The sequence below is a fragment of the Pseudomonas putida genome (assembly GCF_022627325.1).
Lineage (GTDB): Bacteria > Pseudomonadota > Gammaproteobacteria > Pseudomonadales > Pseudomonadaceae > Aquipseudomonas > Aquipseudomonas putida_X.
Genome location: NZ_JAETZZ010000005.1, coordinates 342,276 through 368,430 on the forward strand (window position 1 = coordinate 342,276; position 26,155 = coordinate 368,430).

At 61.9% G+C, this 26,155-nt stretch carries 17 protein-coding genes; 10 read left to right on the forward strand and 7 right to left on the reverse strand.

Going from position 1 to position 26,155, the window contains the following annotated elements; all coding sequences use genetic code 11:
* The first annotated feature begins 89 nt into the window (after positions 1-89).
* The 4 genes from JNA92_RS10910 to JNA92_RS10925 all read left to right on the forward strand — a co-directional run bounded on the left by JNA92_RS10910 (position 90) and on the right by JNA92_RS10925 (position 2,321).
* Positions 90-893 (forward strand): DUF6708 domain-containing protein, encoded by an 804-nt coding sequence (locus tag JNA92_RS10910; RefSeq protein WP_241804671.1) that lies wholly within the window; start codon positions 90-92, stop codon positions 891-893.
* The gene (locus JNA92_RS10915) at positions 890-1,150 is read left to right on the forward strand and encodes a PAAR domain-containing protein (RefSeq protein ID WP_241804672.1); all 261 of its coding nucleotides are present in this window, start codon (positions 890-892) and stop codon (positions 1,148-1,150) included. Before JNA92_RS10910 ends, JNA92_RS10915 begins: the two co-directional genes overlap by 4 nt.
* Before the next feature lie 113 nt (positions 1,151-1,263).
* Positions 1,264-2,067, forward strand: coding sequence for a DUF6708 domain-containing protein (locus tag JNA92_RS10920; RefSeq protein ID WP_241804673.1), 804 nt, complete (start codon positions 1,264-1,266; stop codon positions 2,065-2,067).
* Complete coding sequence (locus JNA92_RS10925) at positions 2,064-2,321, forward strand: PAAR domain-containing protein (protein WP_241804674.1); 258 nt, start codon at positions 2,064-2,066, stop codon at positions 2,319-2,321. Before JNA92_RS10920 ends, JNA92_RS10925 begins: the two co-directional genes overlap by 4 nt.
* Before the next feature lie 131 nt (positions 2,322-2,452).
* Here the strand turns inward: JNA92_RS10925 and JNA92_RS10930 are convergent, their stop codons facing one another.
* Positions 2,453-10,795 carry a retention module-containing protein gene (locus tag JNA92_RS10930; RefSeq protein ID WP_241804675.1) on the reverse strand — a complete coding sequence of 2,781 codons (8,343 nt, stop codon included), beginning with the start codon at positions 10,793-10,795 and terminating at the stop codon, positions 2,453-2,455.
* A gap of 469 nt (positions 10,796-11,264) precedes the next feature.
* On the opposite strand from JNA92_RS10930, the gene JNA92_RS10935 reads away from it, so the two are divergent.
* From JNA92_RS10935 to JNA92_RS10945, 3 genes are all read left to right on the forward strand, one after another.
* Positions 11,265-12,638, forward strand: a complete 1,374-nt coding sequence (locus JNA92_RS10935; protein WP_241804676.1) for a TolC family outer membrane protein — start codon at positions 11,265-11,267, stop codon at positions 12,636-12,638.
* 78 nt (positions 12,639-12,716) lie between these two features.
* Positions 12,717-14,852 (forward strand): type I secretion system permease/ATPase, encoded by a 2,136-nt coding sequence (locus tag JNA92_RS10940; RefSeq protein ID WP_241804693.1) that lies wholly within the window; start codon positions 12,717-12,719, stop codon positions 14,850-14,852.
* Between the two features lie 9 nt (positions 14,853-14,861).
* Positions 14,862-16,217 (forward strand): HlyD family type I secretion periplasmic adaptor subunit, encoded by a 1,356-nt coding sequence (locus JNA92_RS10945; protein WP_241804677.1) that lies wholly within the window; start codon positions 14,862-14,864, stop codon positions 16,215-16,217.
* An 88-nt stretch (positions 16,218-16,305) separates the two neighbouring features.
* On the opposite strand, the gene JNA92_RS10950 is transcribed toward JNA92_RS10945, so the two are convergent.
* The 4 genes from JNA92_RS10950 to JNA92_RS10965 form a co-directional block, all read right to left on the reverse strand.
* Positions 16,306-17,217 carry an RHS repeat-associated core domain-containing protein gene (locus tag JNA92_RS10950; protein WP_241804678.1) on the reverse strand — a complete coding sequence of 304 codons (912 nt, stop codon included), beginning with the start codon at positions 17,215-17,217 and terminating at the stop codon, positions 16,306-16,308.
* Positions 17,218-17,471: 254 nt separating this feature from the next.
* The gene (locus JNA92_RS10955) at positions 17,472-18,071 is read right to left on the reverse strand and encodes a tRNA-uridine aminocarboxypropyltransferase (protein WP_241804679.1); all 600 of its coding nucleotides are present in this window, start codon (positions 18,069-18,071) and stop codon (positions 17,472-17,474) included.
* A gap of 75 nt (positions 18,072-18,146) precedes the next feature.
* A complete protein-coding gene (locus tag JNA92_RS10960; protein ID WP_241804680.1) occupies positions 18,147-19,712 on the reverse strand; it encodes a methyl-accepting chemotaxis protein in 1,566 nt (521 codons plus the stop codon).
* A gap of 137 nt (positions 19,713-19,849) precedes the next feature.
* Positions 19,850-20,743 carry a LysR family transcriptional regulator gene (locus JNA92_RS10965; protein WP_241804681.1) on the reverse strand — a complete coding sequence of 298 codons (894 nt, stop codon included), beginning with the start codon at positions 20,741-20,743 and terminating at the stop codon, positions 19,850-19,852.
* A 224-nt stretch (positions 20,744-20,967) separates the two neighbouring features.
* Between JNA92_RS10965 and speB the strand changes: the two genes are divergently transcribed.
* A complete protein-coding gene (speB, locus tag JNA92_RS10970; protein ID WP_012315641.1) occupies positions 20,968-21,918 on the forward strand; it encodes an agmatinase in 951 nt (316 codons plus the stop codon).
* 133 nt (positions 21,919-22,051) lie between these two features.
* Positions 22,052-23,431 (forward strand): sodium:solute symporter, encoded by a 1,380-nt coding sequence (locus tag JNA92_RS10975; RefSeq protein WP_241804682.1) that lies wholly within the window; start codon positions 22,052-22,054, stop codon positions 23,429-23,431.
* A 146-nt stretch (positions 23,432-23,577) separates the two neighbouring features.
* Here JNA92_RS10975 and JNA92_RS25920 read toward each other — a convergent pair whose 3' ends face one another.
* Both JNA92_RS25920 and ptrR read right to left on the reverse strand, forming a co-directional pair.
* On the reverse strand, positions 23,578-23,706 hold the full coding sequence (locus JNA92_RS25920; protein ID WP_008090807.1) for a PA1414 family protein: 129 nt from the start codon (positions 23,704-23,706) through the stop codon (positions 23,578-23,580).
* A gap of 124 nt (positions 23,707-23,830) precedes the next feature.
* On the reverse strand, positions 23,831-24,724 hold the full coding sequence (gene ptrR, locus JNA92_RS10980; RefSeq protein ID WP_241804683.1) for a putrescine utilization regulator PtrR: 894 nt from the start codon (positions 24,722-24,724) through the stop codon (positions 23,831-23,833).
* Between the two features lie 106 nt (positions 24,725-24,830).
* Here ptrR and JNA92_RS10985 point away from each other — a divergent pair, with 106 nt between their 5' ends.
* On the forward strand, positions 24,831-26,000 hold the full coding sequence (locus tag JNA92_RS10985; RefSeq protein WP_241804684.1) for an MFS transporter: 1,170 nt from the start codon (positions 24,831-24,833) through the stop codon (positions 25,998-26,000).
* Positions 26,001-26,155: the final 155 nt, after the last annotated feature.

A 26,155-nucleotide genomic window follows, 5' to 3' on the forward strand; every position in this document is an offset into this window, starting at 1 on the left:
TCCAATAACGCGGTCGTAATGTGTTTACCCTGCAGCAGTTACGACAGCCCGGACGGTTACGCCGAGATCACAATCCAGGATTATATCTAATGCCAGACGTCTATCGCCCACGGGGTAGGATTTACAACTTACCCGGCCCAAACACTCCAGCCAAAACGGATGGCATCACCGCTCAACTGGACATACCACCCAACCATGTGAATAGTATCTACATGGAGCTCACCAGAAGGACGATAAGAATCAGAGGCTATTGGATTGTAACAGGAATCATAATAACGCTACTGAGCTTATTCGTGACACTTCCGCCGATACTGGAATTATTGATCTCACCATCAGAAATTAGATTGGACACTATTGGAATCGGCATTTCCACACACTTGTTTTGTTATTGGGCCATGATCCCATACATAAGAATGGAAATAGAAACACCGTGCAACGAACCTATTCGCTTCAACAGGGCTCGTCGAAAGGTCTACTTCTACCAATACCGATTCGATCGACTTCTCCCTTTAGGCAGAAGAAATTGGGGAGTTAAGCCTGTCGCCTACAACTGGGATGATCTTACGGCAGAGGTCTATCGTATCTACAGACCCATGGGGGCCGGCGGACTTATTGAAAACATCCTGTTATCAGTTCGCAACCCGGAAACTGATGAGGTAATCGACCGGGTATTTTTTTCCTGTGATCTCGAACAAGGGAAGCAGTACTGGGAGCTTGCAAAGCTTTTCATGCAGGACGGTATCCAAGCTATTCCAGCGTTCGTGCATAGCTCCGTTGACTGGAACACAAAAGACTTTTCCAACCCGTTCGACCGCCTAGCCCCCAAAGTCCAATGGCCCCCCGAAATGGACCTGGAATCCCGCACCGCCCCCGCCCAAGGAGAACATCCATGAATCCCGTCGTCCTGGTAGATCACCGCCATGACTGTCCAAAACATCGCATTGGCGTAGTGAAAACAGGTAGCGCCGACTACGCCTTCAATGGCAAGGCCGTTGCCCGAGTGGGCGGCCGGATCAGTAGTGGTGAGGTAATCACCGATGGTTCGGCGGGTTATCTGATCAAGGGCACAGCGGTCGCATGCGAAGGAGATCAGACGATCCACGATGGGGGTCGCCATTACTGGCCTCATCGCGGGCAAGCCCGCCCCTAAAGGCCGGCGACAAACCTTTACGAGCGCGCTTGCCCGCGATGAGGTTTGACCTATTGGCCAGAGCGCAACATCCCAAGTGCATAGGTCGAAATTGAACTACAGGAAGTTAACAAATGATTTTGCCCAGAAGAGCTTTCGGCTGGAAATATGACTTACCCGCCCCAGCCACCCCTTCAGATTTTCGCCCAGTGACAGAAGAATTTCTGGCACCACCAAGCCATGTTGACTCAATATACATTGAGCTTCCGAGATCGCTATTCAAATTCAGAGGCTACAACCCTATTGTAGGCGGCTCACTCATGCTCGCGTGGTTAATTATTCTCATTTACTTCATCTACGACGATTTCACCTCCCCCACCAGAGCAGACGTTAGCGGACTACTCACAATTGCAGCCACTTATGCAATTTGTTTCTTCATCACATTTGCGTACATACGCATGGACCTTACATACCCACGCAACGAGCCTATTCGATTCAACAGGCGCCGCCAGAGGGTTTATTTCTATCAATACAGACATGATCGACTGCACCCCTTTGGTCGGAAAAACTGGGGCGTTAAACCTGTTGCCTACGACTGGGAACAGCTTACCGCCGAAGTCTATAGTGTTACTGCCCCAATGGGATACGGTGGGCGAGTTGAAAAAGTCATGATCTCAGTCCGCAAACCTGGCACCAACGAAGTGATCGACCGCGTTTTTTTCGCCGGTAATATTGAACAGGGCAAACAATTCTGGGCACTTGCGAGAATTTTTATGCAGGAAGGCCCGGACGCCCTCCCAGCATTTACCCACGCGCCTACGGACTGGAACAGTGATGATCTGCGCAACCCATTTCATCGTTTAGCCCCCAAAGTTCAATGGCCACCGGAAATGGATCTTGAATCCCGCACCGCCCCCGCCCAAGGAGAACATCCATGAATCCCGTCGTCCTGGTAGGTCACCGCCATGATTGCCCGATACATGGCATTGGCGTAGTGGAAACAGGCAGCGCCGACTACACCTTCAATGGCAAGGCCGTTGCCCGAGTGGGCGACCGGATCAGTTGTGGTGCGGTGATCACCGGTGGTTCGGCGAGTTATCTGATCGAGGGCCGAGAGGTCGCACGCGAAGGCGATCGGACGGACCACGATGGGATGCTGGTCGAGGGCGATAGTGATTGGCTAGTTGAATGACTGGGCTTGGTGTTTTGGGTCGCCAGTGCTGGCCTGATCGCGGCAAACCCGCTCCTACAGGCCAGCGGCAACCCTGTACGAGCGGGCTTGCCCGCGATGAGGCCAGCCCGCTCAACGCACGTCCGGACACCTCACACCGTATCCACCTTCAACGAATGGTCATCCAGCATCCCGTTGATGATGGTCGCCGTGTCATGGCCCGCCGATACCACTCCCCCTGCCCCTGCCGACACCCCGTAATGCTGAGCCAGGTCTACGCCAGCCAGGTCGATGGTCTGTACCGGCGCAGCCCCCGCGACGCTGCTGACCTCGATGGTCGAGACCACATCGGCCCCTGTGCCGCTGACCTTGAAGTGCAGGTAGTCGTCCAATGACGCGGCGGTGCCGTGTTCCCCCTGCAGCAGTTGCGACAGGTCGAGCTTATCGCTGCCCGGGGTGAAGTCGGTGACGGTGTCATGGCCCGTGTCGCCTTTCTGCCAGACGAACGTGTCGTTACCGTTGCCGCCGGTCATGCTGTCGTTGCCCGGCCCGCCGATCAGGATGTCGTTGCCACCCCCTCCCTTGAGCACATCATTGCCCGCACCGCCGTCGAGCACGTTGTCGGCGCTGTTGCCGATGAGGGTATCGCCGTAGTCCGAGCCGACCAGGTTGTGGATGCCGTTCAAGGTCTCCACACCGGCACCACCGGTGTCCTGCGCGCCTTCATGGCTCAGGTCGATTGTTACCGCGGCCTTGGCCTGCGCGTAGTTGGCAGTGTGGCCGTCGTGCTCATCGCCGGCAGGTGCAGGCGCCTGCAGCGATGCGATGTCGACCGGGCTGGAGAGGCCCGCAGCGGAGTGCTCAGTGCCGCCATTGAGGTGCGGCGCCGCGGCCTGCGCATAGTCCACGACCAGGCTCAGCTTGTAGCTTTCGCCCGCCTTGCCCGCCCCCGTCGGGTCGCTGGCATGGATGCTGTACACCCCGTCATGGCTGGCGGTGAAGCTGCCACCGGCGGCAATGGGCTGGTAACTGCCACCGGCGTCCTTCCACTCCAGCGCCAGGTTGCCACCGTGCTGGTCGTGGTCGAGCTGCAGGGTCTCACCCTTGCGCAGGCTAACGTTGATCACCTCTTCGGCATTGCCTTGCGCCGCAGCCGCGCCTGTGGCGCCGAGGTAGCCGAGCACCACCAACGCTGCAGTCATGCTGCTGGCATCGAGGGTGAACGCGCCGCGATCGATCACCCGCTGCCCCTGCGCCCTGCCATAGCCGTCAGCACATTCGGACATCGAGCTGTCGTGCACATTGATGGTAATGGTCGCGGTGCTCTCGTCGCCGTCGCCATCGCGCAGGGTGTAGACGAACGTGTCGATGGCATCGCGCGGCGCAGCAACGTTCGGGTCGGAGTGGTAGACCGCGTTGCCCTGGGCATCCAGGGTGAGGTAGCCGAACTGGCCTGCCACATGGCTACCCAGCTGGCCGATGGCCGAGGTGGAGGTGTCATGGCCGGCGCGCACGCCCACCACGTAGCCGCAGTCGGCGGGCAGATCGGCACCGATGGCGTCGTTGTACAGCACGTTGCCCCGCACCTCATCGCCTTTGCTGACACTCACGGTGTCGCAATGGGCCTGCGGTACGTCGTCGACGATGGTGATGTTGACCGTGCTGGTGGTCCAATTGCCCACCGTGTCCTCGACCCTGTAGGTGAAGGATTCGCTCACGGTAGTGGCGCCATCGTTGGCGTGGGGTTGCGAATTGGCTGGCGAGGTCAGCGTGTAGGTGTAGGAACCGTCTGCGTTCAGATGGATCTGGCCGTACTGGCCGACGGCGTGCCCGATCAAGGTGTAGGTCAGTGCCCCCACTCCACCCCCCACCTGCCCGACCAGGCTGCCGGAGGCGGTTTCCGCTGTCGAACCTGGGTCACTGCCATTGACGCTACCGGCCGCCAGGTCATGGCCGTCCTTGTTGAGGTCCAGGGCTTTCTCGAACACGGTGACGCCGCCATCGCCGCATGGGTGCAGCGATTTGTCGTGCACGTTGATGGTCACGGTGGCGGTGCTTTCGTCGCCGTCGCCATCGCGCAGGGTGTAGACGAAGGTGTCGATCGCGTCGCGCGGCGCCACGGCATTGGGGTTGGCGTGGTACTCCGCGTTGCCTTGGGCATCGAGGGTCAGGTAGCCGTATTGGCCGTAGACGTGGCTGCCGAGCTGGCCAACCGCCGAACTGGAGGTGTCATGACCGGCGCGCACCCCGACCACGTAGGCGCCGTCGCCCAGGGTGTCGGCACCGACCACGTCGTTGTACAGCACGTTGCCGCGCACGACGTCGCCTTTGGCCACGCTGACAAAGTCGCAATGGGCCTGCGGGACGTCATCGACGACGGTGATCTTGACCGTGCTGGTGGTCCAGTTGCCCACCGTGTCCTCCACCCGGTAGCTGAAGGATTCACTGACGGTATTGGCGCCGTCGTTGGCATGGGTCGGCGAATTCGCCGGCGAGGTCAGCGTGTAGGTATAGGAGCCGTCAGCGTTCAGGTGCAACTGGCCGAATTGGCCGACGGCATTGCCGACCAGGGTGTAGGTCAACGCCCCCACGCCACCAGCGACTTGCCCGACCAGGCTGCCGGACGCAGTCTCGCGGGTTGAGCTGGGGTCACTGCCAGTGACGCTGCCGGCCGCTAGGTCATTGCCATCCTTGTGCAGGTCCAGGGCGTTCTCGTACACCCACACGCCACCGTCACCGCACGGCTGCAGCGCCGGGTTGTGCACATTGATGGTGAGGGTCGTGGTGCTCTCGTCGCCATCGCCATCGCGAATGGTGTAGACGAACGTGTCGAGCGCATCACGCGGTGCCACGGCATCCGGGTTGGAGTGGTACTGGGCATTGCCCTGGGCATCGATGGTCAGGTAACCATACTGGCCATGCACCTGGCTGTTGAGCTGGCCGATGGCAGACGTGGAGGTGTCACTGCCGGCGCGCACGCCGACCACGTACTGGCCGTCGCCACGGGTGTCGGCACCGACCACGTCGTTGTACATCACGTTGCCGCTCACCACGTCGCCCTTGTACACACTGACGAAGTCGCTGTTGGCGGTGGGCACGTCGTCGACGATGGTGATGACGATGGTGCTGGTGGTCGAATGGCCGGCGGAATCCTGCACCCGGTAGGTGAAGCTTTCCGTCAAGGTATTCGCGCCATCGTTGGCGTGGTTCGGCGAATTCGCCGGTGACGTCAGTGTGTAGGTGTAGGAGCCATCTGCGTTCAGGTGGATCTGCCCGTATTGGCCTACAGCGGTGCCGACCAAGGTGTAGGTCAGCGCGCCAACGCCGCCGCTGGTGGAGCCGGCCAAGGTGCCGGCAGCTGTTTCCTGAGGCGAGCCGGGGTCGCTCCCCGTAACCGTGCCTGCCGCAAGATCGTTGCCGTCCTTTTGCAGGTCCAGGGCCTTCTCGTGCACCGTCACATCGCGGTCCTCACAGGTCATCAGTGCACTGTGCACGTTGATGGTGAGGGTGGTGGTGCTTTCGTCGCCGTCGGCATCGCGGAGGGTGTAGACGAAGGTGTCGACGGCATCACGCGGCGAGGCAACGTTGGGGTTGGAGTGGTACTCGGCATTGCCGTAGCCATCGATGGTCAGGTAGCCAAACTGGCCATTGACCTGGGTGTTGAGCTGGCCGATGGCAGAGGTCGAAGTATCGCTGCCGGCGCGCACGCCGACCACATACTGGCCATCGCCACGGGTGTCAGCACCGACCACGTCGTTGTACATGACGTTGCCGCGCACCACATCGCCTTTGTCAACGCTGACGAAATCGCTGTTGGCGGTGGGTACGTCGTCGACGATGGTGATAACGATGGTATTGATGGCCGAATTGCCCAGCGAATCCTGCACCTGGTAGGTGAAGGTCTCGGTCACGGCGTTCGCCCCATCGTTGGCATGGGTGGGCGAATTGGCGGGCGAGGTAAGCGTGTAGGTGTAGGAGCCATCCGCGTTCAGCTGGATCTGGCCGTATTGGCCTACGGCATTGCCCACCAGGGTAAAGGTCAACGCGCCCACCCCACCGACCGTAAGCGTGCCGGACGCCGTTTCGTGGGTCGAGCCAGGGTTGCTGCCGGTGACCGTACCTGCCGCCAGGTCGCTACCGTCCTTGTGCAAGTCCAGCGCGTTTTCATACACGGTCACATCACGGTCTGCACAGACAATCAGACCGTTGTGCACATTGACGGTAATGGTCGTGGTGCTTTCGTCACCGTCGGCGTCACGGATGGTGTAGACGAAGGTGTCGATGGCATCCCGGGGCGAGGCGATAGCGGGGTTGGAATGGTATTGCGCGTTGCCATAGGCATCGATGGTCAGGTAGCCGTACTGGCCGTTCACCTGCGTGTTGAGCTGGCCGATGGCCGAGCTGGAGGTATCGCTGCCAGCACGCACACCTACCACATACTGGCCGTCGCCGCGGGTATCGGCGCCCACCACGTCGTTGTACATCACGTTGCCGCGCACCACGTCGCCTTTGAAGACGCTGACAAAATCGCTGTTGGCGGTGGGCACGTCGTCGACGACGGTTATGACGATGGTGCTGGTGGTCGAATTGCCCAGGGAGTCCTGCACCTGGTAGGTGAAGGTTTCGGTCACGGTATTGGCGCCGTCATTGGCAGGGTTCGGGGAGTTCGCCGGCGAAGTCAGCGTATAGGTGTAGGAGCCATCAGCGTTGAGCTGAATCTGGCCGTACTGGCCTACGGCATTTCCGACCAGTGTGTAGGTGAGCGCACCTACTCCGCCGCTGGCTGAGCCAACCAATGTACCGGATGTGGTTTCCTGGCTCGAACCCGGGTCGCTGCCCGTGACATTGCCGGCGGCCAGGTCGTTACCGTCCTTTTGCAGGTCCAGGGCGTTCTCGTAAACCGTGATGTCACGGTCTTCGCAGGCCATCAACGAATTGTGCACATTCACGGTTATGGTCGTGGTGCTTTCGTCGCCATCGGCGTCGCGAATGGTATAGACGAAGGTGTCTACAGCGTCCCGTGGAGAAACGACACTGGGGTTGGAGTGGTACTCAGCGTTGCCCTGGGCATCGATGATCAGGTAGCCGTACTGGCCGTTGACCTGGGTATTGAGCTGGCCGATAGCCGACGTGGAGGTATCGCTGCCGGCACGCACGCCGACCACGTGCTGGCCGTCGCCGCGTGTATCGGCACCGACCACGTCGTTGTACATCACATTGCCGTACACCACACCGCCTTTATCCACGGCGGCGTGATCGTCATGAGCCTGAGGCAGGTCGTCGATTATGTTGACGTCCAGGCTGCCGGTCGCGGTGCTGCCATCGACATCCTTGGCGATCACTTGGAAGTGCTCGCTCAGCGAGTTGCTGCCCGCGCCGTCGGCATGCTGCTCTGCACCCGTCAGCGTGTAGCTGTAGCTCACCACGCCCGTCGCCGGGTCATACCCGGTCACGGTCAGGGTGTTGCCTTCAGGCGTGACAATCGACTGCGGGAAGCCCGCCACCACGCCACCGCTGACTACGCTGATGCCACCCACGCTCAGGCTTTGCAAACCGTCTGGTGCAGTGACCTTGAAGGTACCCTGCTGGGTCAGGGCGCCGGCATCGGGTGCGCTGCCGTCCTGCAGGTTTTTCTCGTAGACCGTCAGCTCGCCACCCTGCACGCCAAGGCCATCGAGCGAGACCGGGTCATTGAGGTTGGTCACGTTCAGCGTCAACGTCGCGCTGCTGGTGTCGCCGTCGGCGTCCTTGATGGTGTAGTTGAAACTCTCCACGCCCTGGCCGCCGCCGCCCAGGTTCTTGAAGTCCGGGTCGCTGGTGTTCAGCGTGTAGGTGTAGGAACCGTCTGCGGCAAGCACCAAGGTGCCGTAAGTACCGGTGAAGGTCCCGGCGATTACCGGGCCACCGGGCACACGGTCGGCGCCCTGTATGTCATTGCCCAGTACATTCCCGGTCAGTTCGGTGTGCTGTTCGGTGGCGGCAACCGTATTGCTGTCATCCACAGCTTGGGGCACATCGTCACGGATGGTCACATCCAGGCTGCCGGTCGCCGTGCTGCCATCGACATCCTTGGCGATCACTTGGAAGTGCTCGCTCAGCGAGTTGCTGCCCGCGCCGTCGGCATGCTGCTCTGCACCCGTCAGCGTGTAGCTGTAGCTCACCACGCCCGTCGCCGGGTCATACCCGGTCACGGTCAGGGTGTTGCCTTCAGGCGTGACAATCGACTGCGGGAAGCCCGCCACCACGCCACCGCTGACTACGCTGATGCCACCCACGCTCAGGCTTTGCAAACCGTCTGGTGCAGTGACCTTGAAGGTACCCTGCTGGGTCAGGGCGCCGGCATCGGGTGCGCTGCCGTCCTGCAGGTTTTTCTCGTAGACCGTCAGCTCGCCACCCTGCACGCCAAGGCCATCGAGCGAGACCGGGTCATTGAGGTTGGTCACGTTCAGCGTCAACGTCGCGCTGCTGGTGTCGCCGTCGGCGTCCTTGATGGTGTAGTTGAAACTCTCCACGCCCTGGCCGCCGCCGCCCAGGTTCTTGAAGTCCGGGTCGCTGGTGTTCAGCGTGTAGGTGTAGGAACCGTCTGCGGCAAGCACCAAGGTGCCGTAAGTACCGGTGAAGGTCCCGGCGATTACCGGGCCACCGGGCACACGGTCGGCGCCCTGTATGTCATTGCCCAGTACATTCCCGGTCAGTTCGGTGTGCTGTTCGGTGGCGGCAACCGTATTGCTGTCATCCACAGCTTGGGGCACATCGTCACGGATGGTCACATCCAGGCTGCCGGTCGCCGTGCTGCCATCGACATCCTTGGCGATCACTTGGAAGTGCTCGCTCAGCGAGTTGCTGCCCGCGCCGTCGGCATGCTGCTCTGCCCCCGTGAGGGTGTAGCTGTAGCTCACCACGCCCGTCGCCGGGTCATACCCGGTCACGGTCAGGGTGTTGCCTTCAGGCGTGACAATCGACTGCGGGAAGCCCGCCACCACGCCACCGCTGACCACGCTGATGCCACCCACGCTCAGGCTTTGCAAACCGTCTGGTGCAGTGATCTTGAAGGTACCCTGCTGGGTCAGGGCGCCAGCATCGGGTGCGCTACCGTCCTGCAGGTTCTTTTCGTAGACCGTCAGCTCGCCACCCTGCACGCCAAGGCCATCGAGCGAGACCGGGTCATTGAGGTTGGTCACGTTCAACGTCAACGTCGCGCTGCTGGTGTCGCCGTCGGCGTCCTTGATGGTGTAGTTGAAACTCTCCACGCCCTGGCCGCCGCCACCCAGGTTCTTGAAGTCCGGATCGCTGGTGTTCAGCGTGTAGGTGTAGGAACCGTCTGCGGCGAGCACCAAGGTGCCGTAAGTACCGGTGAAGGTCCCGGCGATTACCGGGCCACCGGGCACACGGTCGGCGCCCTGTATGTCATTGCCCAGTACGTTCCCGGTCAATTCGGTGTGCTGTTCGGTGGCCGCAACCGCATTGCTGTCATCCACGGCTTGGGGCACATCGTCACGGATGACCACGTCCAGCGACCCTTGGGCGACATCGCCGTCGCTGTCGCTGACCAGTACCGGGAGATGTTCGCTGTGGGAGTTGTTGCCCCCACCCTCGACGTGCTGCTCGGCACCGGTCAGGGTGTAGCTGTAGCTCACCACGCCCGTGGCAGGGTTATACCCGGTGATGGTCAGGGTGTTGCCCAGGCCTGTGGTTATCGATTGGCCAACACCGGTGACCACACCAGCCGTCACCACGTTGATGCCACCCACACTGAGGTTGTACACCCCGTCTGGCGCCAGCACGGTAAAGCTGCCTTGCTGGGTCAGGGCTGCGGGGTCGCTGGCCGAGCCCAGGGGCAGATTGGCCTCATCCAGCGTCAGCTCGCCAGGGCTCACATCCAACCCGGAAAGCTCTACCTGGCGGTCGTCATCGATCGGCGTGACGGGTGGATTGGGCTGCTCCGGCGGACTGGGCGGCAAGCCCCCGTTGCCTGCGTTGTCAGCGCCAGATTCGTCACCCACATAGCGGTTGGCCAATTCAGGAATGCCATTGAAGCCAGCCGTGGGAAAGCCCACCACCGGGTCCACCCGATCCGCCACTTCGGTAAGCATCACAAAACTGTGGCCACCGCCCAGTGCCCCTGGCGCGCCGTTGCCACCATTACCAGCGGCAGGCGCTTCAGTGCTGACACTGGGGTCGTCGCCGGCGGCAATCGCCCGCTGAATACGCTCGACGTCGCTCAATTGCGCCTGGCTCGGCGCAACATCCTGCGTCTGAACGTGGGCTGGCTGGTTAGCCAGGAGTTCGTGGGTCATCACAAGGCTGCTATCGCGGCCGAGTGTCAGCTCGGCGCCGTTATCCAAGCGCACAGCCACGGCGCCGGCGACACCCGTTTGCAACTGCTCGCCCGCGTACAGGCGGTCACCTTCGATCAGAAGACGCTGGCTGCCATCGCTGCCAACGGCGAATACCTGCCCCACCACCTTGCTGACCACACCGACTGACTTAGCCATGAGCGCACGCCTCCCTAACCGATTGGCTACACAGCCAACAACATGGCAGAGGGAGGTCAACGGCTTCGCGTCCGTCCGATTGTCTCAACCGTGAGCATCGTGCGCGAAGGTCACTGATTTGGCGATAGTAACAATGTGAATTTGCCATCAGTTGATGCCAAATTTTTGTCGCCAAATTCCGCTTTTACCTACCTACCCCACGTCCTTAGCCATAAAAACTCTGGAACTCTTTGCGATGCAGGAAACTCGCAGGCTACAGCGGCTTCCCAAATCACTTGGGTAAAACAATGTCTTGGTTTCGATAGAGCGCATAAGTTTTTTTTCGCATAGGGCTTATGAAAAAATCTTCTTAGCTCGCGCGCTAAATGTTCTTAGCTCTGTTGTTACAAACATGAAACGGTTTTAACTAAAAAATCGTCATTTTTTTGGCGAATAGCAGGACCATTTTGAGATCAGGGAGAAGTACCCCATGCGCGTTTTCAACCCCATCACCAGTGCAATTCTGTTGGCCATGGCGTGCGCCAACGTTCAGGCGATGTCACTCACCGAGGCCGTCCAGAGCGCCGTGGACTACCACCCGGAAATAAGCTCCAACCGTAACAGCCGGTTATCCGCCGACGAGGACGTTAAATTCGCCCGTGGTGGCTACTACCCAACCGTCGACCTGGTAGCCGGGTACGGCAGGCAGCGCTCGGACAACCTCAACACCCGCGGCCTGAACCCTGACGGTACCCGCAACCACAACAAAGAAACCCTGAACTACACCCAGTCGGAGTTGCGTCTTCGGCAAATGATCTTCGATGGTTTCAACACCGCCAACGAAGTGGGGCGTACCGAGGCGGTAGCGACCTCCCGCGCTTACTACACACAGGCCGTCGCCCAAGATGTCGCCCTGCGCGCCATCGAGGTGTACCTGGAAGTGCTCAAACGCCGCGAGTTGGTGACCCTGGCAAAGAACAACCTGCAGGCGCACTTGCGCGTCAGCGACCAGATAGGCCTGCGTAGCGAGCGGGGCGTGGGCAGCACTGCCGACCTTGACCAATCCCGCGCACGCCGGGCTCTGGCGGAAAACAACCTGGACACCGCCGAGGTCGACCTGGCCGATGCCGAAGCCAATTTCTACAGCGTGGTCGGCCGCCTGCCGGATGAGCTGGAAGGCCCGCAATCGGTCAAGGTGCAAATGCCGGGCACGCTGGACGAGGCGCGCGAAGGCATGCGCCAGAACAACCCCTACCTGAAATCTGCCCAGGCCGACGTCAACGCCGCCGAGCAGCAGTACGAAGTGGCCAAATCACCGTTCTACCCGCGCCTGGACGCGGTGCTGGCCACCGGCGCCAACAACAACCTCGGTGGTGAAAAAGGCCACAGCAACAACGACTGGCAGGCCGGCGTAGAACTCAGCTACAACCTGTTCCGCGGCGGCAGCGACAAGGCCCGCCTGCAGTCCGACGCTCACAAGATCAACCAGGCGCTGGACATCCGCAACAACGCGTTGCGCGAGCTGACCGAAAACCTCAGCCTGGCCTGGAACGCCATGAACAACGCGCGTAAGCAGACCCCTACCGCCCGCGAGTACGCAGAAACGACGCAGCGTGTGCGCGCCGCTTATCAGGACCAGTTCGGCCTGGGCCAACGCACCCTGCTCGATGTGCTGGACAGCGAGAATGAGCTCTACAACGCCAACCGCCGTTACACCGAGGTGCGTTACACCGAGGAGTACTCGATGTATCGCGTGCTGGCGACCATGGGTGAGCTGTTGAGCAAACAGCGTATTTCGCTGCCGCCGGAGGCCATTGCCAACAACGACGTACGCATCGAAGCCAGGTTGCCTGACATGCGTTGAGCCAGTCGCACGCAACTGGCACGCAGTACCGCACCTCACCCCCTAACACCGTGGCGGGAGTAGTTCATCGTGACCAGTATGCAAAGCGCACAACCGCGCCCCGATATCGATGACCCGCTGCTCGATGGCCTGCTGATCCTATGCCACCTGCATGGTCGGCCGGCCAGCCGCGCCAGCCTGAGCAGTGGGCTGCCACTGTTCCAGCAACGCCTGGGGGCGGATTTGCTGCCACGCGCTGCGGCGCGTGCCGGTTTGCAAGGGCGTGTGTTGCAGCGTGAACTGGAGGCCATTTCGCCGCTCAACCTGCCGGTGCTGCTGTTGCTCAAAGACGGCCGCAGTGCCGTGCTGCAGCGCTGGGGCGAAGATGGCCGGGCGCTGATCCTGCCCTGCGAGGCTGAAGGCGGCGAACAATGGGTAGAGCGCGAGGCGCTGGAACAGGCCTACGCAGGCCACGCCCTGTTCGCACGCCCCCGTCATACCCTGGAGGAGGTCCGCTCGCCACTGCTACCGCGGGTCGAGGCCTGGTTCCGCGATACATTGCGCCATTCCCGCTGGCTGTACGGCGATGCGTTGCTGGCCAGCCTGCTGATCAACCTGCTGGGCCTGATGGTGCCGCTGTTCGTGATGCAGACCTACGACCGCGTAGTACCCAACCAGGCTCTTTCGACCCTGTGGGTGCTGGTCGCTGGCCTGTTCATCGGCACCGCCTTCGAGCTGGTGCTGCGCATGGTCCGCGCCCACCTGCTGGACCAAGCCGGCAAGAAGACCGACCTGATCCTCTCCGCCGCCCTGTTCGAACGCATCACCGGCATGGCGATGAAGGCCAAACCTGCCAGCATCGGCGGCTTCGCCCAGAGCATCCACGACTTCCAGGGCCTGCGCGAATTCCTCACCGCAGTCACCCTGACCAGCATCATCGACCTGCCCTTCGTCGCCCTCATGCTACTGGTGATCGGCCTGCTGGGCGGCTGGCTGGTACTGATCCCGCTGATCGCCTTCCCGCTGGCGGTGGGCTTTGCCCTGCTCATTCAGGCACGCCTGCGCGACACCGTGCAAAAAAGCCTCAGCCTCGGTGCGGTACGCCAGGCATTGCTGATCGAAACCCTCGGTGGCCTGGAAACCCTCAAGGCCTGCGGTGCTCAGAGCGAGCGCCAGTACCAGTGGGAACACACCAATGGCGCCATCGCCCGGCTCGACGCCCACGCCCGCAACCTGTCGTCGCTGGCGAGCAACGGCACGCTGTTCATCCAACAGTTCTGCGGCATGGCCACCATCGTCGCCGGGGTGTACAGCATCATCGCGGGTAACCTCAGTGTCGGCGCCCTGGTCGCCAGCTACATGCTCGGTAGCCGAGTACTGGCACCGCTCGGCCAGATCGCAGGGCTGATCACCCGCTATCAGCAAGCGCAACTGACGATGCGCAGCACCGATGCCCTGATGGCCCTGCCGCAAGAACGCCAGGCCGAACAGCAAGCCCTGGAACACACCGCCCTCAAGGGCGGCCTGACCCTCAGCCATGTCAGCTTCCGTTACCCAGCACAGATCGGCCCGGCACTGCAGGATGTCAATGTGACCATCAAGCCGGGTGAGCGGATCGGCATCATTGGCCGCAGCGGCTCGGGCAAAAGCACCTTGGGCCGGCTACTGATGGGCTTCCATCACCCAGAAGAAGGCCAGGTGTTGCTGGACAACCTCGACCTGCGCCAACTGGACATCGCCGACCTACGCAGCCAGCTTGGCTACGTGGCCCATGACCTGCCCCTGCTGGCCGGCAGCCTGCGTGACAACCTCACCCTCGGTGCCCGCCACGTGAGCGATGCGCGCATGCTCGAAGTGGCCGAGCTGACCGGCGTCAGCGAGCTGGCCCGCCAGCACCCGCAGGGTTTCGACCGCCCGGTGGGCGAACGCGGCCAGCTGCTCTCCGGCGGGCAGCGCCAGGCCGTGCTATTGGCCCGTGCGCTGCTGCTGGAGCCGCCCATCCTGATCCTCGACGAACCTACCAGCCACATGGACAACAGCAGCGAAGAGCAACTGCGCCAACGCCTGCTGAACTGGGTGCCTGGCAAGACCCTGCTGCTGGTCACCCACCGCACCTCGATGCTGAGCCTGGTGGACCGCCTGCTGGTGCTGGACAACGGCAAGATCGTCGCCGACGGGCCCAAGGATGCGGTCATCGATGCCCTGCGCAAGGGCCGCATCGGCGCAGCTCTCTAGGAGGTTTACATGCCCATGGGCCACAGCGTGCGCAGCACCCACAGCAGCGCCGACAAGCGCACCGAACACGACTACATGCCAGAGCTGGCCAGCGCCACCCTGCAGGATTCCCCGCGCCTGTCGCGCCTGACCGTATGGCTGGCGGCGGCGCTACTGCTGGCGGCCGTGATCTGGGCAAGCCTGGCAGTGCTCGACGAGGTGACGGTCGGCGAAGGCAAGGCGATCCCTTCGAGCAAGGTGCAGGTGGTGCAGAACCTTGAAGGCGGCATCGTCACCGAGATCTTCGTGCGCGAAGGCCAGATGGTGGACAAAGGCGCCACCCTGCTGCGCCTGGACGACACGCGGTTCCAGTCCAACAAAGGCGAAAGCGAGGCTGACCGCTATGCCTTGACTGCCCAGGTCGAGCGCCTGTCAGCAGAAGCCGAAGGCCGGCCCTTCGTGCTGTCCGAGGAGGTACGGGCCAAAGCGCCTCAGGTGGCCGAGGACGAGCTGTCGCTGTACGACTCGCGCCAGCGTCGCCTGGCCAGTGAAAAGCAGACCCTCAACGAGCAGCTGCGACAGAAGACCCAGGAATTGGCCGAGTTCCGTTCCAAGGTCGAGCAGTACCGCTCGGCGGTAGGCCTGCTGCAACAGGAATTGGACATGTCGGCCCCCCTGGTGAGCAAAGGTGCCATCTCACCGGTGGAAATCCTGCGGCTCAAGCAACGCACCGTGGAAGCTCGCGGCCAACTCAACGCCACCAACCTGGCCATCCCCCGTGCCGAGGCAGCCGTGGCTGAAATCAGGAGCAAGATCCAGGAATCAGAGGCCGCCTTTCGCTCCGACGCCGCCAAAGAGCTCAACGACAAACGCACGGAGCTGTCGAAGATCACCGCCACCAGCATCGCCATCGACGACCGGGTCAACCGCACCACCGTGGTGTCGCCGGTGCGAGGTATCGTCAAGATGCTCAAGGTCAACACCATTGGCGGCGTGGTGCAGCCGGGCAGCGACCTGGTGGAGATCGTGCCGATCGAGGACAACCTGCTGATCGAGGCGAAGGTGCGGCCACAGGACGTGGCGTTCCTGCACCCGGGGCAACCGGCGATGGTGAAGTTCAGTGCGTATGACTACACCATTTATGGCGGTATGAAGGCCAAGCTCGAGCTGATCGGTGCCGATACCGTGACCGATGACAAAGGCAATGCGTTTTACCTGATTCAGGTACGCACCGAGAAGAACCACCTGGGCGGCGACAACAAGCCGCTGCTGATCATCCCCGGGATGGTGGCCACGGTGGATATCATCACCGGGCAGAAGAGTGTGCTGGATTATCTGCTCAAGCCGGTGCTCAAAGCACGTACCGAGGCGTTGCGGGAGCGGTGATCGGCAGGCGATTACCGGCCCGCAAAAAAAACTGACAGGCCGGCGACGCTTCGCGAGCAGCATTTGTTCCGGCGCTTTGCGCAAACGCTCACACAATGTTGAGTCGGACGTGTTCCATCGCCTGATCGGGAGTCATGGGTGCAAGCGGCTCCTTTCCGTTCATCAGCCTCTGTGCAGCCAAACGAGCATAGGTACGTGCCCGCTCACTCAGCGCGAAATGGTTTGCCATGGCAACCTGCTCCGGCCCGGCAGTACCTCTGGCCAAGTGAAGGCTCACTGCGTCCGCCGCATCGCGTGATACACGCCCTAGTTGCATCAGCCCCTTGTTTCCCACGTACCCCAGTAACATATCAGTAGCCGGACTATTCTGTTTCAGAACGACCATTGAAGGCGCCATAGGAGGAGGCGTTCGAGGTGACGTTGCCAAGCGTTCATTAACAAAACTGACCGAGGCGGGTGGATCTGACCTGATCACCGGGAACGTGATGACGGGGTTCTCTACGTCAATGGCTACCGACTTGACCGGTATAGGGTTTCTTAACCGCGATCTAAACATTCGGCCGGTAGGATCATCTCGATTTACCGGGTCACCCTGCACGTAGGCGTATGCGTTCAAACCGCCCGCCTCAAAAGGGCTCAATCTGTCCGCCGAGAAGAACCTCATGAGCCCGGTACTGTAGACCCTGTAACCCGCCCCCATCACATAGGCATGCTTCAACATACAAGAGAGCTGGCCGTTGAATCCCAGCATGGTGCTTTCAGTCAGTAATGCATCGTAGCCATACGCCGTATAGCTGTGACGCTCTTTGCAAAGTGGGTCCACGATCAATAAAGGTGAGCACATGCCATCGGTGCCGATCAAGCGCGCGCTACCGTCACTGGTAGCACTCCCACTCACCTGCCCCACAACGAAATCCTGCCCCCGCATCAAGGTGTAGACATGCTCGCCGGCCTCCACCGTAGAGGCTACATCGTGATTCTGATACCAGATTCTGATCATGATGATTGCTCGGATGACTATTGGTAATGCCTCCCAGCATTACCAAACCCGATCGCCACGAAAACTGGCAAAACTATCAGTTGAATTCCGGATGTCCGGAGCACCCTCCGTTATCTGGCGTGGTTTCGCTCGTGCCCGGCATTTTCAATGCTGCTCAAGGTCAGCATCGGGTCCGATGACAAGGGCGCCGAGTTTTACCTGATTCAGGTGGGCACCGAGAAGAACCAAAGATAACGGCACTAATTGTGCCGTTATCAACCTTCACTATGATTTCTGTGGAACGTCTCAGTCCCCATCGCCCTGATCTGCCCTTCGATCAAGGCTTCGAACGGGCGCAGCAACGCATCGAAACACGCCGGCTGCTCCAGCACATTCAAGGCCTGCACCACCGCCTCTATGGTCGACACCGCTCCCGGCTCCGGCGCCTTGCGCAGGCGGTAACGCGAGGGCGACACCTGCGCCAGCGTCACCCTGGGCAACGCTTCGAGCAATGGATTGAGGTACAAAAGCTTGCGGGCCTTGCGCCAGGTGCCATCGGGAACAATCAGCATGAGCGGCCTGCCCTCTGCATCGCCATCGGCGGCGAGCACCTGGGCCTGCTCACCTGGGAACAAGAGCACCGGCCGATACCCCGGTGCGCTCAGCAAATCACCCAGGTCTTCAAACACCTCGCCAACGCGCAACTCGGCATTGACCAGCCCAAGCGCAGCCAGGCGTGCGGTGTTCAGGGCGTGCGAAGTTTCACTGGGGTGCTGCAGCAGGACCACACGGGTGCGGCTGTCGAGCGAGGGGATCAGTGGGCAAAGGCAGTGATCGAGCGGGCGCTGGCAGCGCTCGCAGCGGGGTCTGGACATCGGCTTCTCCTTACCGGGCGCAGTGTGCCACAGCCCTGAGGAAAAGCCCCACATCCTTGTGGGAGAGGCTGTGAATCAGCGGTTGAAACGCTCCGCCAGGCTGTGCAGATACTCCGCCATTCGCTCCAGGTCCTGGCTGATCTCAGCCCCCTGCTTGGCCTGCCCCGCCGTTTGGTCACACAACTGGGCGATGCGCACGATCTGCTGGTTGATGTCTTCAGCCACGTGGCTTTGCTGCTCGGACGCCGTCGCCATCTGCTGGCTCATGCCCGTGATACGGCTGACCGCCTGGGCAATCCCGGCCAGCGCCGACTGCACCGCCTCGACACTGTGCACGCTGTCGCGTGAAATCTGTTCGCCACGGCTGGCAGTACTCACCGCCCGCTCGGCGCCAGCGCGCAGCGAGGCGATGATCTGGTGGATCTCCTCGGTCGAGGTGCGCGTGCGCTGCGCCAGCGAGCGCACCTCATCGGCCACCACGGCAAAGCCCCTGCCCTGCTCACCCGCCCGCGCCGCCTCGATCGCGGCATTGAGCGCGAGCAAATTGGTCTGTTCGGCAATCGAGGTGATGGTGTCGACCACACTGCCGATCGACTGGGTCTGTTCAGCCAGGGCATTGACCGCCTGGCCAATGTCGCTGACCGCCTCGCTCATGCTGCCCATCGCCTTGAGGCTCTGCTGGGCCAGTTCGCTGCCCTGCTGCGCCAACTGGTCGGCATCGCCTGCCGCATGCGCGGTGCTTTGCACGTTATGCGTCACTTCCTGGATGGTCGCCGCCATTTGCGCAATGGCGGTGGCCGACTGATCGGTCTCACTGCGCTGGCGATCGAGCATCTGCGCCTGGGCATCGGACAGGTCGGCCGACTGGGCGGCCCGCGACTTCACGCCGACGCCGGCGTCCACCAGCCGCGTCAGGGCGGTCTGCAGCCTGGCTTCCTCGCTGATGATTGCCAGGTCGAGCTGGCCATGCAGGCCCGGGTTGTCACTGTACGTCAGCGCTACCAGCGGGCTGGTGAAGGCCTTGGGATGTTCGGCCAGTGTGCGGCGGATCGCCTGGTTATGCCGCTGTTCGATCAGGTACCAGGCCAACAGCATGCTGGCCATCAGTACGCCCAGCGCTGCATAGGGCGGTAACCAGAGGTAGCCGGCGGCCGACAGCAGGCCTGCACCGATCAGCGGCCAGCCATCGCCAACGCCACGCCCCAGCCGCGCGGCCCAGGGTACGGCCGGGCGCCCGGCGCGCAGGCGCGCATACAGCCGCTCTGCGCGGCGGATCTGCTCACGGCTGGGCACCGAACGCACCGACTCGTAACCGCTGACCCGGCCGTTCTCATAGATGGCGGTTACATAGGCACTCACCCAGTAGAAATCACCATTCTTGGCGCGGTTCTTCACCACGCCCATCCAAGGTTTACCTTGTTTGAGGGTGTCCCACATATGCCCGAAAACCGCCGGTGGCATGTCGGGGTGACGCACCAGGTTGTGGGGCTGGCCCACCAGCTCGTCGTAGGTGAACCCGCTTATCGCCACGAACGCGTCGTTGCAGTACGTGATGTGGCTGTTCAGGTCGGTGGTAGAGATCAGCCGCTGGTCGCTGGAAAAGGTTCTTTCATGCTCAGTGACGGGCAAATTCATGCGCATCTGGGCGGTCCTTGCTTGTATAGATGAAGGGGAAAATCATCAAAGCAAGTAGAGGTTTAGCAGAACGCCATCAGCGTAGTGGTCAGGTTTGTAGGAAATTTACTCATCCCGACGGAATGACCAGAACGCCTTGTACATCAGCCAACATTGAGTTGGCTTTTGAGCAGGTCGCGGAAGGTCTGAATCAAGGGCTCCCGGCTGCGGCCGCGGCGGATGATCAACGAAAATGGCGCTTGATAGCCGAAAGTGGCCGGAGATAGTACACGCAAGTCGCCCTTGTCGACCCAGGCCTGGGCATAGTGCTCGGGCAGGTAGCCGATATAGGCACCGGACAGGATCAGAATCAGCTGCGCCTCCATACTCTCGACGGTCGCCGCGCTGTGTTTGAAGCCGTGCCGGGCCAACTCCGCCTGGCTCCAGTAACCACGCCCGACCATACGCTGTTGGGTCACCACCGGCTCGGGGATGCGCCGCTCGACGAACAACGGGTGGCGACTGCTGCAGTACAACCAATGCTGCTCGCGGTACAGCGGCTGGTAAACCAGGCCACTCATGCGCGAGGAGAATGCCCCGATCGCCAGGTCCAGGCGGTTGTCCTGCACGCCCAGCTGCAGCTCATAGGGGCTGGACACCGAAAGGTGCAGGTGCACCGCCGGGTGCTCCTGGCTGTAGGCGCCGATCGCTTCAGCCAAAGGCAGCGCGCGGTCGCCCACGGTTGAGTCGATCACCCCGAGGTTGAGCGTACCGCGCAGCTCCCCCTTGAGCGCTGCGGCGTATTGCTCGAAGCCATCGAGCTCCGCCAGCAGGCGCAAGGTCTCCTGGTGGAACAGCTCGCCCTTGCTGGTCAGGCTGAAGCCGCCACGGCCCCGGTGGCACAGCACGATGCCCAAGGCACCTTCGAGCTGGCTCATGTAGGTACTGATGGCCGAGGTCGACAGGTTGAGATCGCGCTGTGCATTGGCGAAGCCTTGGTGGCGCACCACGCTGACAAAGATGCGCAGCAGTTTCAGGTCAGGCAGGGTCGAGGCCATGGTGCAACGGTTCCGCAGTGTCATTTGCGCGCAGTCTACCCGCTGCGGGGGCGTTTAGTTCAGAAATTCCTGAAGTAAGTATTTGCCGGTAGCGATTTTTCCCACGCACTACCTTCAGCAGACTTGGCCGAAATATCCCTGCCCGCCGGCATGACCGTATTTCAAGGCGCGCGGCGGCACAGGTTCGAACAAACAAAACAATCGACCGACTGATGAGGCCCACCGTGGACAAAGTTCTCCATCAACCACTGGGCGGCAACGAAATGCCGCGTTTCGGCGGCATCGCCACCATGCTCCGTCTGCCCCACCTGCAAAGCGCTGAAGGCCTGGATGCCGCGTTCATCGGCGTACCCCTGGACATCGGCACCTCGCTGCGCTCCGGTACCCGCTTCGGGCCACGGCAGATCCGCGCCGAATCGGTGATGATCCGCCCGTACAACATGGCCACCGGTGCCGCCCCGTTCGACTCGCTGTCGGTGGCCGATATCGGTGACGTGGCGATCAACACCTTCAACCTGCTCGATGCCGTGCGCATCATCGAGGAAGCCTACGACGAGATCGTCGAGCACAACGTCATCCCGATGACGCTGGGTGGCGACCACACCATCACCCTGCCGATCCTGCGCGCCCTGCACAAGAAACACGGCAAGATCGGCCTGGTGCACATCGACGCGCACGCCGACGTCAACGACCACATGTTCGGCGAGAAAATCGCCCACGGCACCACCTTCCGCCGCGCGGTGGAAGAGGGCCTGCTCGATTGCGACCGCGTGGTCCAGATCGGCCTGCGCGCCCAGGGCTACACCGCCGACGACTTCAACTGGAGCCGCCGCCAAGGTTTTCGCGTGGTGCAGGCCGAAGAGTGCTGGCACAAGTCACTGGAACCGCTGATGGCCGAAGTACGTGAAAAGGTCGGCGGCGGCCCGGTGTACCTGTCCTTCGACATCGACGGTATCGACCCGGCCTGGGCACCTGGCACCGGTACCCCGGAAATTGGCGGCTTGACCACCATCCAGGCGATGGAGATCATTCGCGGCTGCCACGGCCTGGACCTGATCGGCTGTGACCTTGTCGAAGTCTCCCCGCCTTACGACACCACCGGCAACACCTCGCTGCTCGGTGCCAACCTGCTGTTCGAAATGCTCTGCGTGCTACCGGGCGTCGTGCGCCGCTGAAACGTGTTGCACCCCGGCAGGAGCCATGAGGGAGGGCCACAGAGGCCCGCCAACACAAGACAAGACCGCCAGGCGCCGTGAGGCCGCCTGAGTGGTCGATCTCGCCATAATAAAGATAATCGGGAGACCCCCAATGGCCTTGGACATCATTGTTGTAATGATCTATACCGCCGGCATGCTCGGGCTGGGCTGGTATGGCATGCGGCGCGCGAAAACACACGAAGACTACCTGGTGGCAGGGCGCAACCTGGGCCCGACCTTGTACATGGGCACCATGGCCACCACCGTGCTCGGCGGCGCCTCCACCGTCGGCACCGTACGCCTTGGCTATGTGCACGGCATCTCCGGCTTCTGGCTATGCGCAGCCTTGGGCCTGGGCATCATCGCCCTCAACCTGTTCCTCGCCAAACCGCTGCTGCGCCTGAAGATCTTCACCGTGACCCAGGTACTGGAGCGGCGCTACAACCCCATGGCGCGCCAGGCCAGTGCGGCAATCATGCTGGCCTACGCGCTGATGATCGGCGTCACCTCGACCCTGGCCATGGCGACTGTCCTGCAGGTGTTGCTGGACTTGCCGTTCTGGATGTCGCTGCTGCTCGGCGGCGGGGTGGTGGTGGTCTACTCGACCATCGGCGGCATGTGGTCGTTGACCCTGACCGACATCGTCCAGTTCGTGATCAAGACCGTGGGCCTGATGTTCATCCTGCTGCCGGTGTGCCTGTACAACGCGGGTGGCTGGGACACCCTGGTAGCCAAGCTGCCAGCGGCCAGCTTCGCCTGGACCACCATCGGCTGGGACACCATCATCACCTACTTCCTGATCTACTTCTTCGGCATCCTGATTGGCCAGGACATCTGGCAGCGGGTATTCACCGCCCGCGACGAGAAGGTCTGCCAACGTGCCGGTACCACTGCAGGCCTGTACTGCGTGCTCTATGGCCTGGCTTGTGCCCTGATCGGCATGGCTGCGCACGTGCTGATGCCGGACCTGGCCAACCCGAACAACGCGTTCGCCGAAATGATCAAGAGCCAGTTGCCTGATGGTATCCGTGGCCTGCTGATGGCCGCTGCCCTGGCTGCGATGATGTCGACCGCCAGTGCCGGCCTGCTGGCCGCCTCGACCACCATTACCGAAGACTTGCTGCCTAAATTGCGTGGCGGCAAGCAATCGAGCCTGGGTGTCAGCCGCCTGTTCACCCTGCTCACCGGCTTGGTGGTGCTGGGCATCGCGCTGGCGGTGAACGATGTGATCAGCGCACTGACCCTGGCCTATAACCTGCTGGTCGGCGGCATGCTGATCCCGCTGATCGGGGCGATCTTCTGGAAACGTGCGACCACCGCAGGGGCCATCGCCAGCATGACGCTGGGCTTTGCCACGGCGCTGTTGTTCATGTTCAAGGATGGGCTGGACGCCAATACGCCGATCTACTACAGCCTGGCGGTTGGCCTGGTGAGCTTCGTGCTGGTCAGCCTGCTGTCGCGCAAACCGGTGGGAGTGGTAACGCTGGCTTGAGGATGGCGCAGGCCTTAACAACGCCTATGGGATCGAGTGCCGCGCAGGCAGCGCTCGGTCCCAAGCAAGCGCAAAATCAAAGCATGCATCCGGGCAACAACGAAAAAAGCCGCGCCATCATCACTGATATCGCGGCCTCGTTGCGTTCAGCGACGACGCGGCTGGCGCCTGCGCTGCTCTTCATCAGTCGGGATCGGCACCGGCTGTAGAGGTGGTGGTATCAGCCCCAGGGCGACAGCCAAGTCGTGGAGCCAGTTGAACATTTGGTTTTTCATAGTGCCCCCTTGACGGGTCAGCCTCTTGGTCAATCAATCCTACGATGTTTCATACAGATCATAGCCCGATGTCCTGTACTACGCATGCCCTTGTTGTTACAGATAGGGGCAAGTTTGACGCGGATCAAGCGGAAACGGTGGATTCCGACGGTTGGTTAATCGTTTCGCTTTGTTGCAAATCGACCCACGCCTGCAAATTCGCCCCACGCATCCCCTGCCGCCACATCAGCCAGGTCACCGCCTGATCGAACGGCGCCTGCAGCCGGTGGACCCGTACGCGGTCCCGCCCCGGCAGGCTGTCGAGCATCGACTGCGCCATCAGCGCCACGCCCGCGCCGGCTATCACACAAGCCAGCATGCTCTGATAAGACTCGATTTCCATTACCCGCCCCATCGGCGTATGGGCATGGGCATACCACGCCTCCAGGCGCATCCGGTAGGAGCACCCTTGACGAAATGTGAACACCGCCTTGCCCGCCACATCGCTGGCGCTGTGCACCGGTGGGTGTTCGGGGCTGGTGATCAGTACCAGTTCTTCTTCGCACAAGGGCACACCATCCAGCCCCGCCAGGCTCGGCGGCCCGTCCACCAGGGCGGCGTCCAGGCGGTGGCTGAGCAACCCCTCGAGCAACTCGCCACTGGGGGCAGCCTGCACCTGCAGGTTAACGGCCGGATAGGCCTGATGGTAACGCGCCAACAACGCTGGCAGGTGAATGGCAGCCGTGCTGTACATGGTGCCCAGGATGAAATCGCCGGCCGGCTGCCCGCCCTGCACTGCCGCCATGGCTTCGTCCCGCAGCGCCGCCAGACGGTTGGCGTAATCCAGCAGCACCTTGCCGGCGGGTGACAACTGCAGGCGCTGGCGCTCACGCAAGAACAGCTCCACGCCCAGTTGCTCTTCGAGTTGGCGCAAGCGCGTCGAAAGGTTCGACGGCACCCGGTGCAAGCGCTCGGCGGCGCGGGTGATGGAACCCTCCTCAGCGACCGCCTGAAAGATACGCAGCTGGCTGAATTCCATTACATTCTCCAAAACAGAACAACTTCATCATCATTATTCAATTTTATTGAAAATAAAAGCGCCCTAACCTCCCCTTCATCGTTTACAGCCTTGCGGGAGTGTTCTCATGTCGCCATTCGTACAACTGTTGGCCAGCGCCGTGGCGCTGATGATGGCCATGGGCATCGGCCGCTTCGCTCTCACCCCGCAACTGCCGCAACTGATCGCCGAAGGCCAGTTCGACCTGACCGGCGCCGGGCTTGTCGCAGCAGCCAACTACCTGGGCTATTTCGTTGGTGCGGCGTATGCCATGTTCGCCCGCACCCCCGCCCAGGTCAGGCTGTGCCTGCATGGCGGGCTGTGGCTCTGTGTGGTGCTGACCCTGGCGTCCTGGGCTGCGGACGGCTTCTGGAGCCACCTGCTGCTGCGTTTCGGTACGGGCGTAGCCAGTGCCTGGGTGCTGGTGATGATCACCAGCCTCAGCCAGCAACTGGCCAACGCCAACAATCGTCCGCGCCTTGGCGCCCTGGTGTTCGCCGGGCCTGGGCTGGGCATCGCCGTGACCGGCCTGCTGGCACTGGTCGCTCACTCGCTTGGGTTGAGCTCCGCGGCGTTGTGGCTGGTGTATAGCGTTGCCGCGCTGGTCATGTTGCTGGCGGTGCGCCCTTGGCTGCCTCGCGCTCAGGCACCCGCTGGGGTGCCGAGCACGGTGCAGGGAGGGGCGACACGCAGCGTTGGCATCGGCCGCCTTGGCCTGGTGTATGGCTTGTATGGCGTGGGCTACATCCTGCCGGCCACGTTCCTGGCGCAAATGGCCAACCAACAGTTCCAAGGCAACTGGATGGCGGACCTGTTCTGGCCGGGGTTTGGTGTGGCGGCGGCGTTGGGCGTGGTGCTGGTGAGTGTGCGACGCGCCGGCCGCACTTCGGCCTGGCTGACCGCGACCTTGTGGCTGCAAGGCCTTGGCGTACTGGCCTGCCTGATAGGCGGCGGCCTTGGCTTGGCCTTGGGCGTGGTGCTCTGCGGTACGCCGTTTCTGGCATGCATGCAGCTGGTGATGCAACGCTCGCGGGAGCTGGCGCCCCATGCCACGCAGCGCAATGCCGGGCTGCTGACAGCGTGCTTTGCGCTGGGACAGTTGAGCGGCCCGTTGCTGGCGGCGTTGAGCAACCATTACAGCGGGGGCTTGCAGCCGGCGCTGGCAACGGCGGCGGCTGGGTTGGGGCTAGCGGGGGTGTTGGTGCTTACGGGCACACGCCACAACCGGGACTGCCAGATTGCGGGACGGGTTGCCTGATGGATCGAGGCTGATCAGTACCGGCCCTATCGCCGGCAAGCCGGCTTGTATGGTTAGACTTGAAGGGGTGGTGGGACTAAATGCCGGATTCTGACTGTTGACGCAGTACAGACTGTGGGAGACATCGCCCCACCCCTTCCACCAAAGCGCCGATA

Excerpts from the sequence above, each read along its gene's own strand:
- JNA92_RS10910 (WP_241804671.1), top strand. The coding sequence starts at position 90 with ATGCCAGACGTCTATCGCCCACGGGGTAGGATTTACAACTTACCCGGC.
- JNA92_RS10915 (WP_241804672.1), top strand. The coding sequence starts at position 890 with ATGAATCCCGTCGTCCTGGTAGATCACCGCCATGACTGTCCAAAACAT.
- JNA92_RS10920 (WP_241804673.1), top strand. The coding sequence starts at position 1,264 with ATGATTTTGCCCAGAAGAGCTTTCGGCTGGAAATATGACTTACCCGCC.
- JNA92_RS10925 (WP_241804674.1), top strand. The coding sequence starts at position 2,064 with ATGAATCCCGTCGTCCTGGTAGGTCACCGCCATGATTGCCCGATACAT.
- JNA92_RS10930 (WP_241804675.1), bottom strand. The coding sequence starts at position 10,795 with ATGGCTAAGTCAGTCGGTGTGGTCAGCAAGGTGGTGGGGCAGGTATTC.
- JNA92_RS10935 (WP_241804676.1), top strand. The coding sequence starts at position 11,265 with ATGCGCGTTTTCAACCCCATCACCAGTGCAATTCTGTTGGCCATGGCG.
- JNA92_RS10940 (WP_241804693.1), top strand. The coding sequence starts at position 12,717 with ATGCAAAGCGCACAACCGCGCCCCGATATCGATGACCCGCTGCTCGAT.
- JNA92_RS10945 (WP_241804677.1), top strand. The coding sequence starts at position 14,862 with ATGCCCATGGGCCACAGCGTGCGCAGCACCCACAGCAGCGCCGACAAG.
- JNA92_RS10950 (WP_241804678.1), bottom strand. The coding sequence starts at position 17,217 with ATGATCAGAATCTGGTATCAGAATCACGATGTAGCCTCTACGGTGGAG.
- JNA92_RS10955 (WP_241804679.1), bottom strand. The coding sequence starts at position 18,071 with ATGTCCAGACCCCGCTGCGAGCGCTGCCAGCGCCCGCTCGATCACTGC.
- JNA92_RS10960 (WP_241804680.1), bottom strand. The coding sequence starts at position 19,712 with ATGCGCATGAATTTGCCCGTCACTGAGCATGAAAGAACCTTTTCCAGC.
- JNA92_RS10965 (WP_241804681.1), bottom strand. The coding sequence starts at position 20,743 with ATGGCCTCGACCCTGCCTGACCTGAAACTGCTGCGCATCTTTGTCAGC.
- JNA92_RS10975 (WP_241804682.1), top strand. The coding sequence starts at position 22,052 with ATGGCCTTGGACATCATTGTTGTAATGATCTATACCGCCGGCATGCTC.
- JNA92_RS25920 (WP_008090807.1), bottom strand. The coding sequence starts at position 23,706 with ATGAAAAACCAAATGTTCAACTGGCTCCACGACTTGGCTGTCGCCCTG.
- ptrR (WP_241804683.1), bottom strand. The coding sequence starts at position 24,724 with ATGGAATTCAGCCAGCTGCGTATCTTTCAGGCGGTCGCTGAGGAGGGT.
- JNA92_RS10985 (WP_241804684.1), top strand. The coding sequence starts at position 24,831 with ATGTCGCCATTCGTACAACTGTTGGCCAGCGCCGTGGCGCTGATGATG.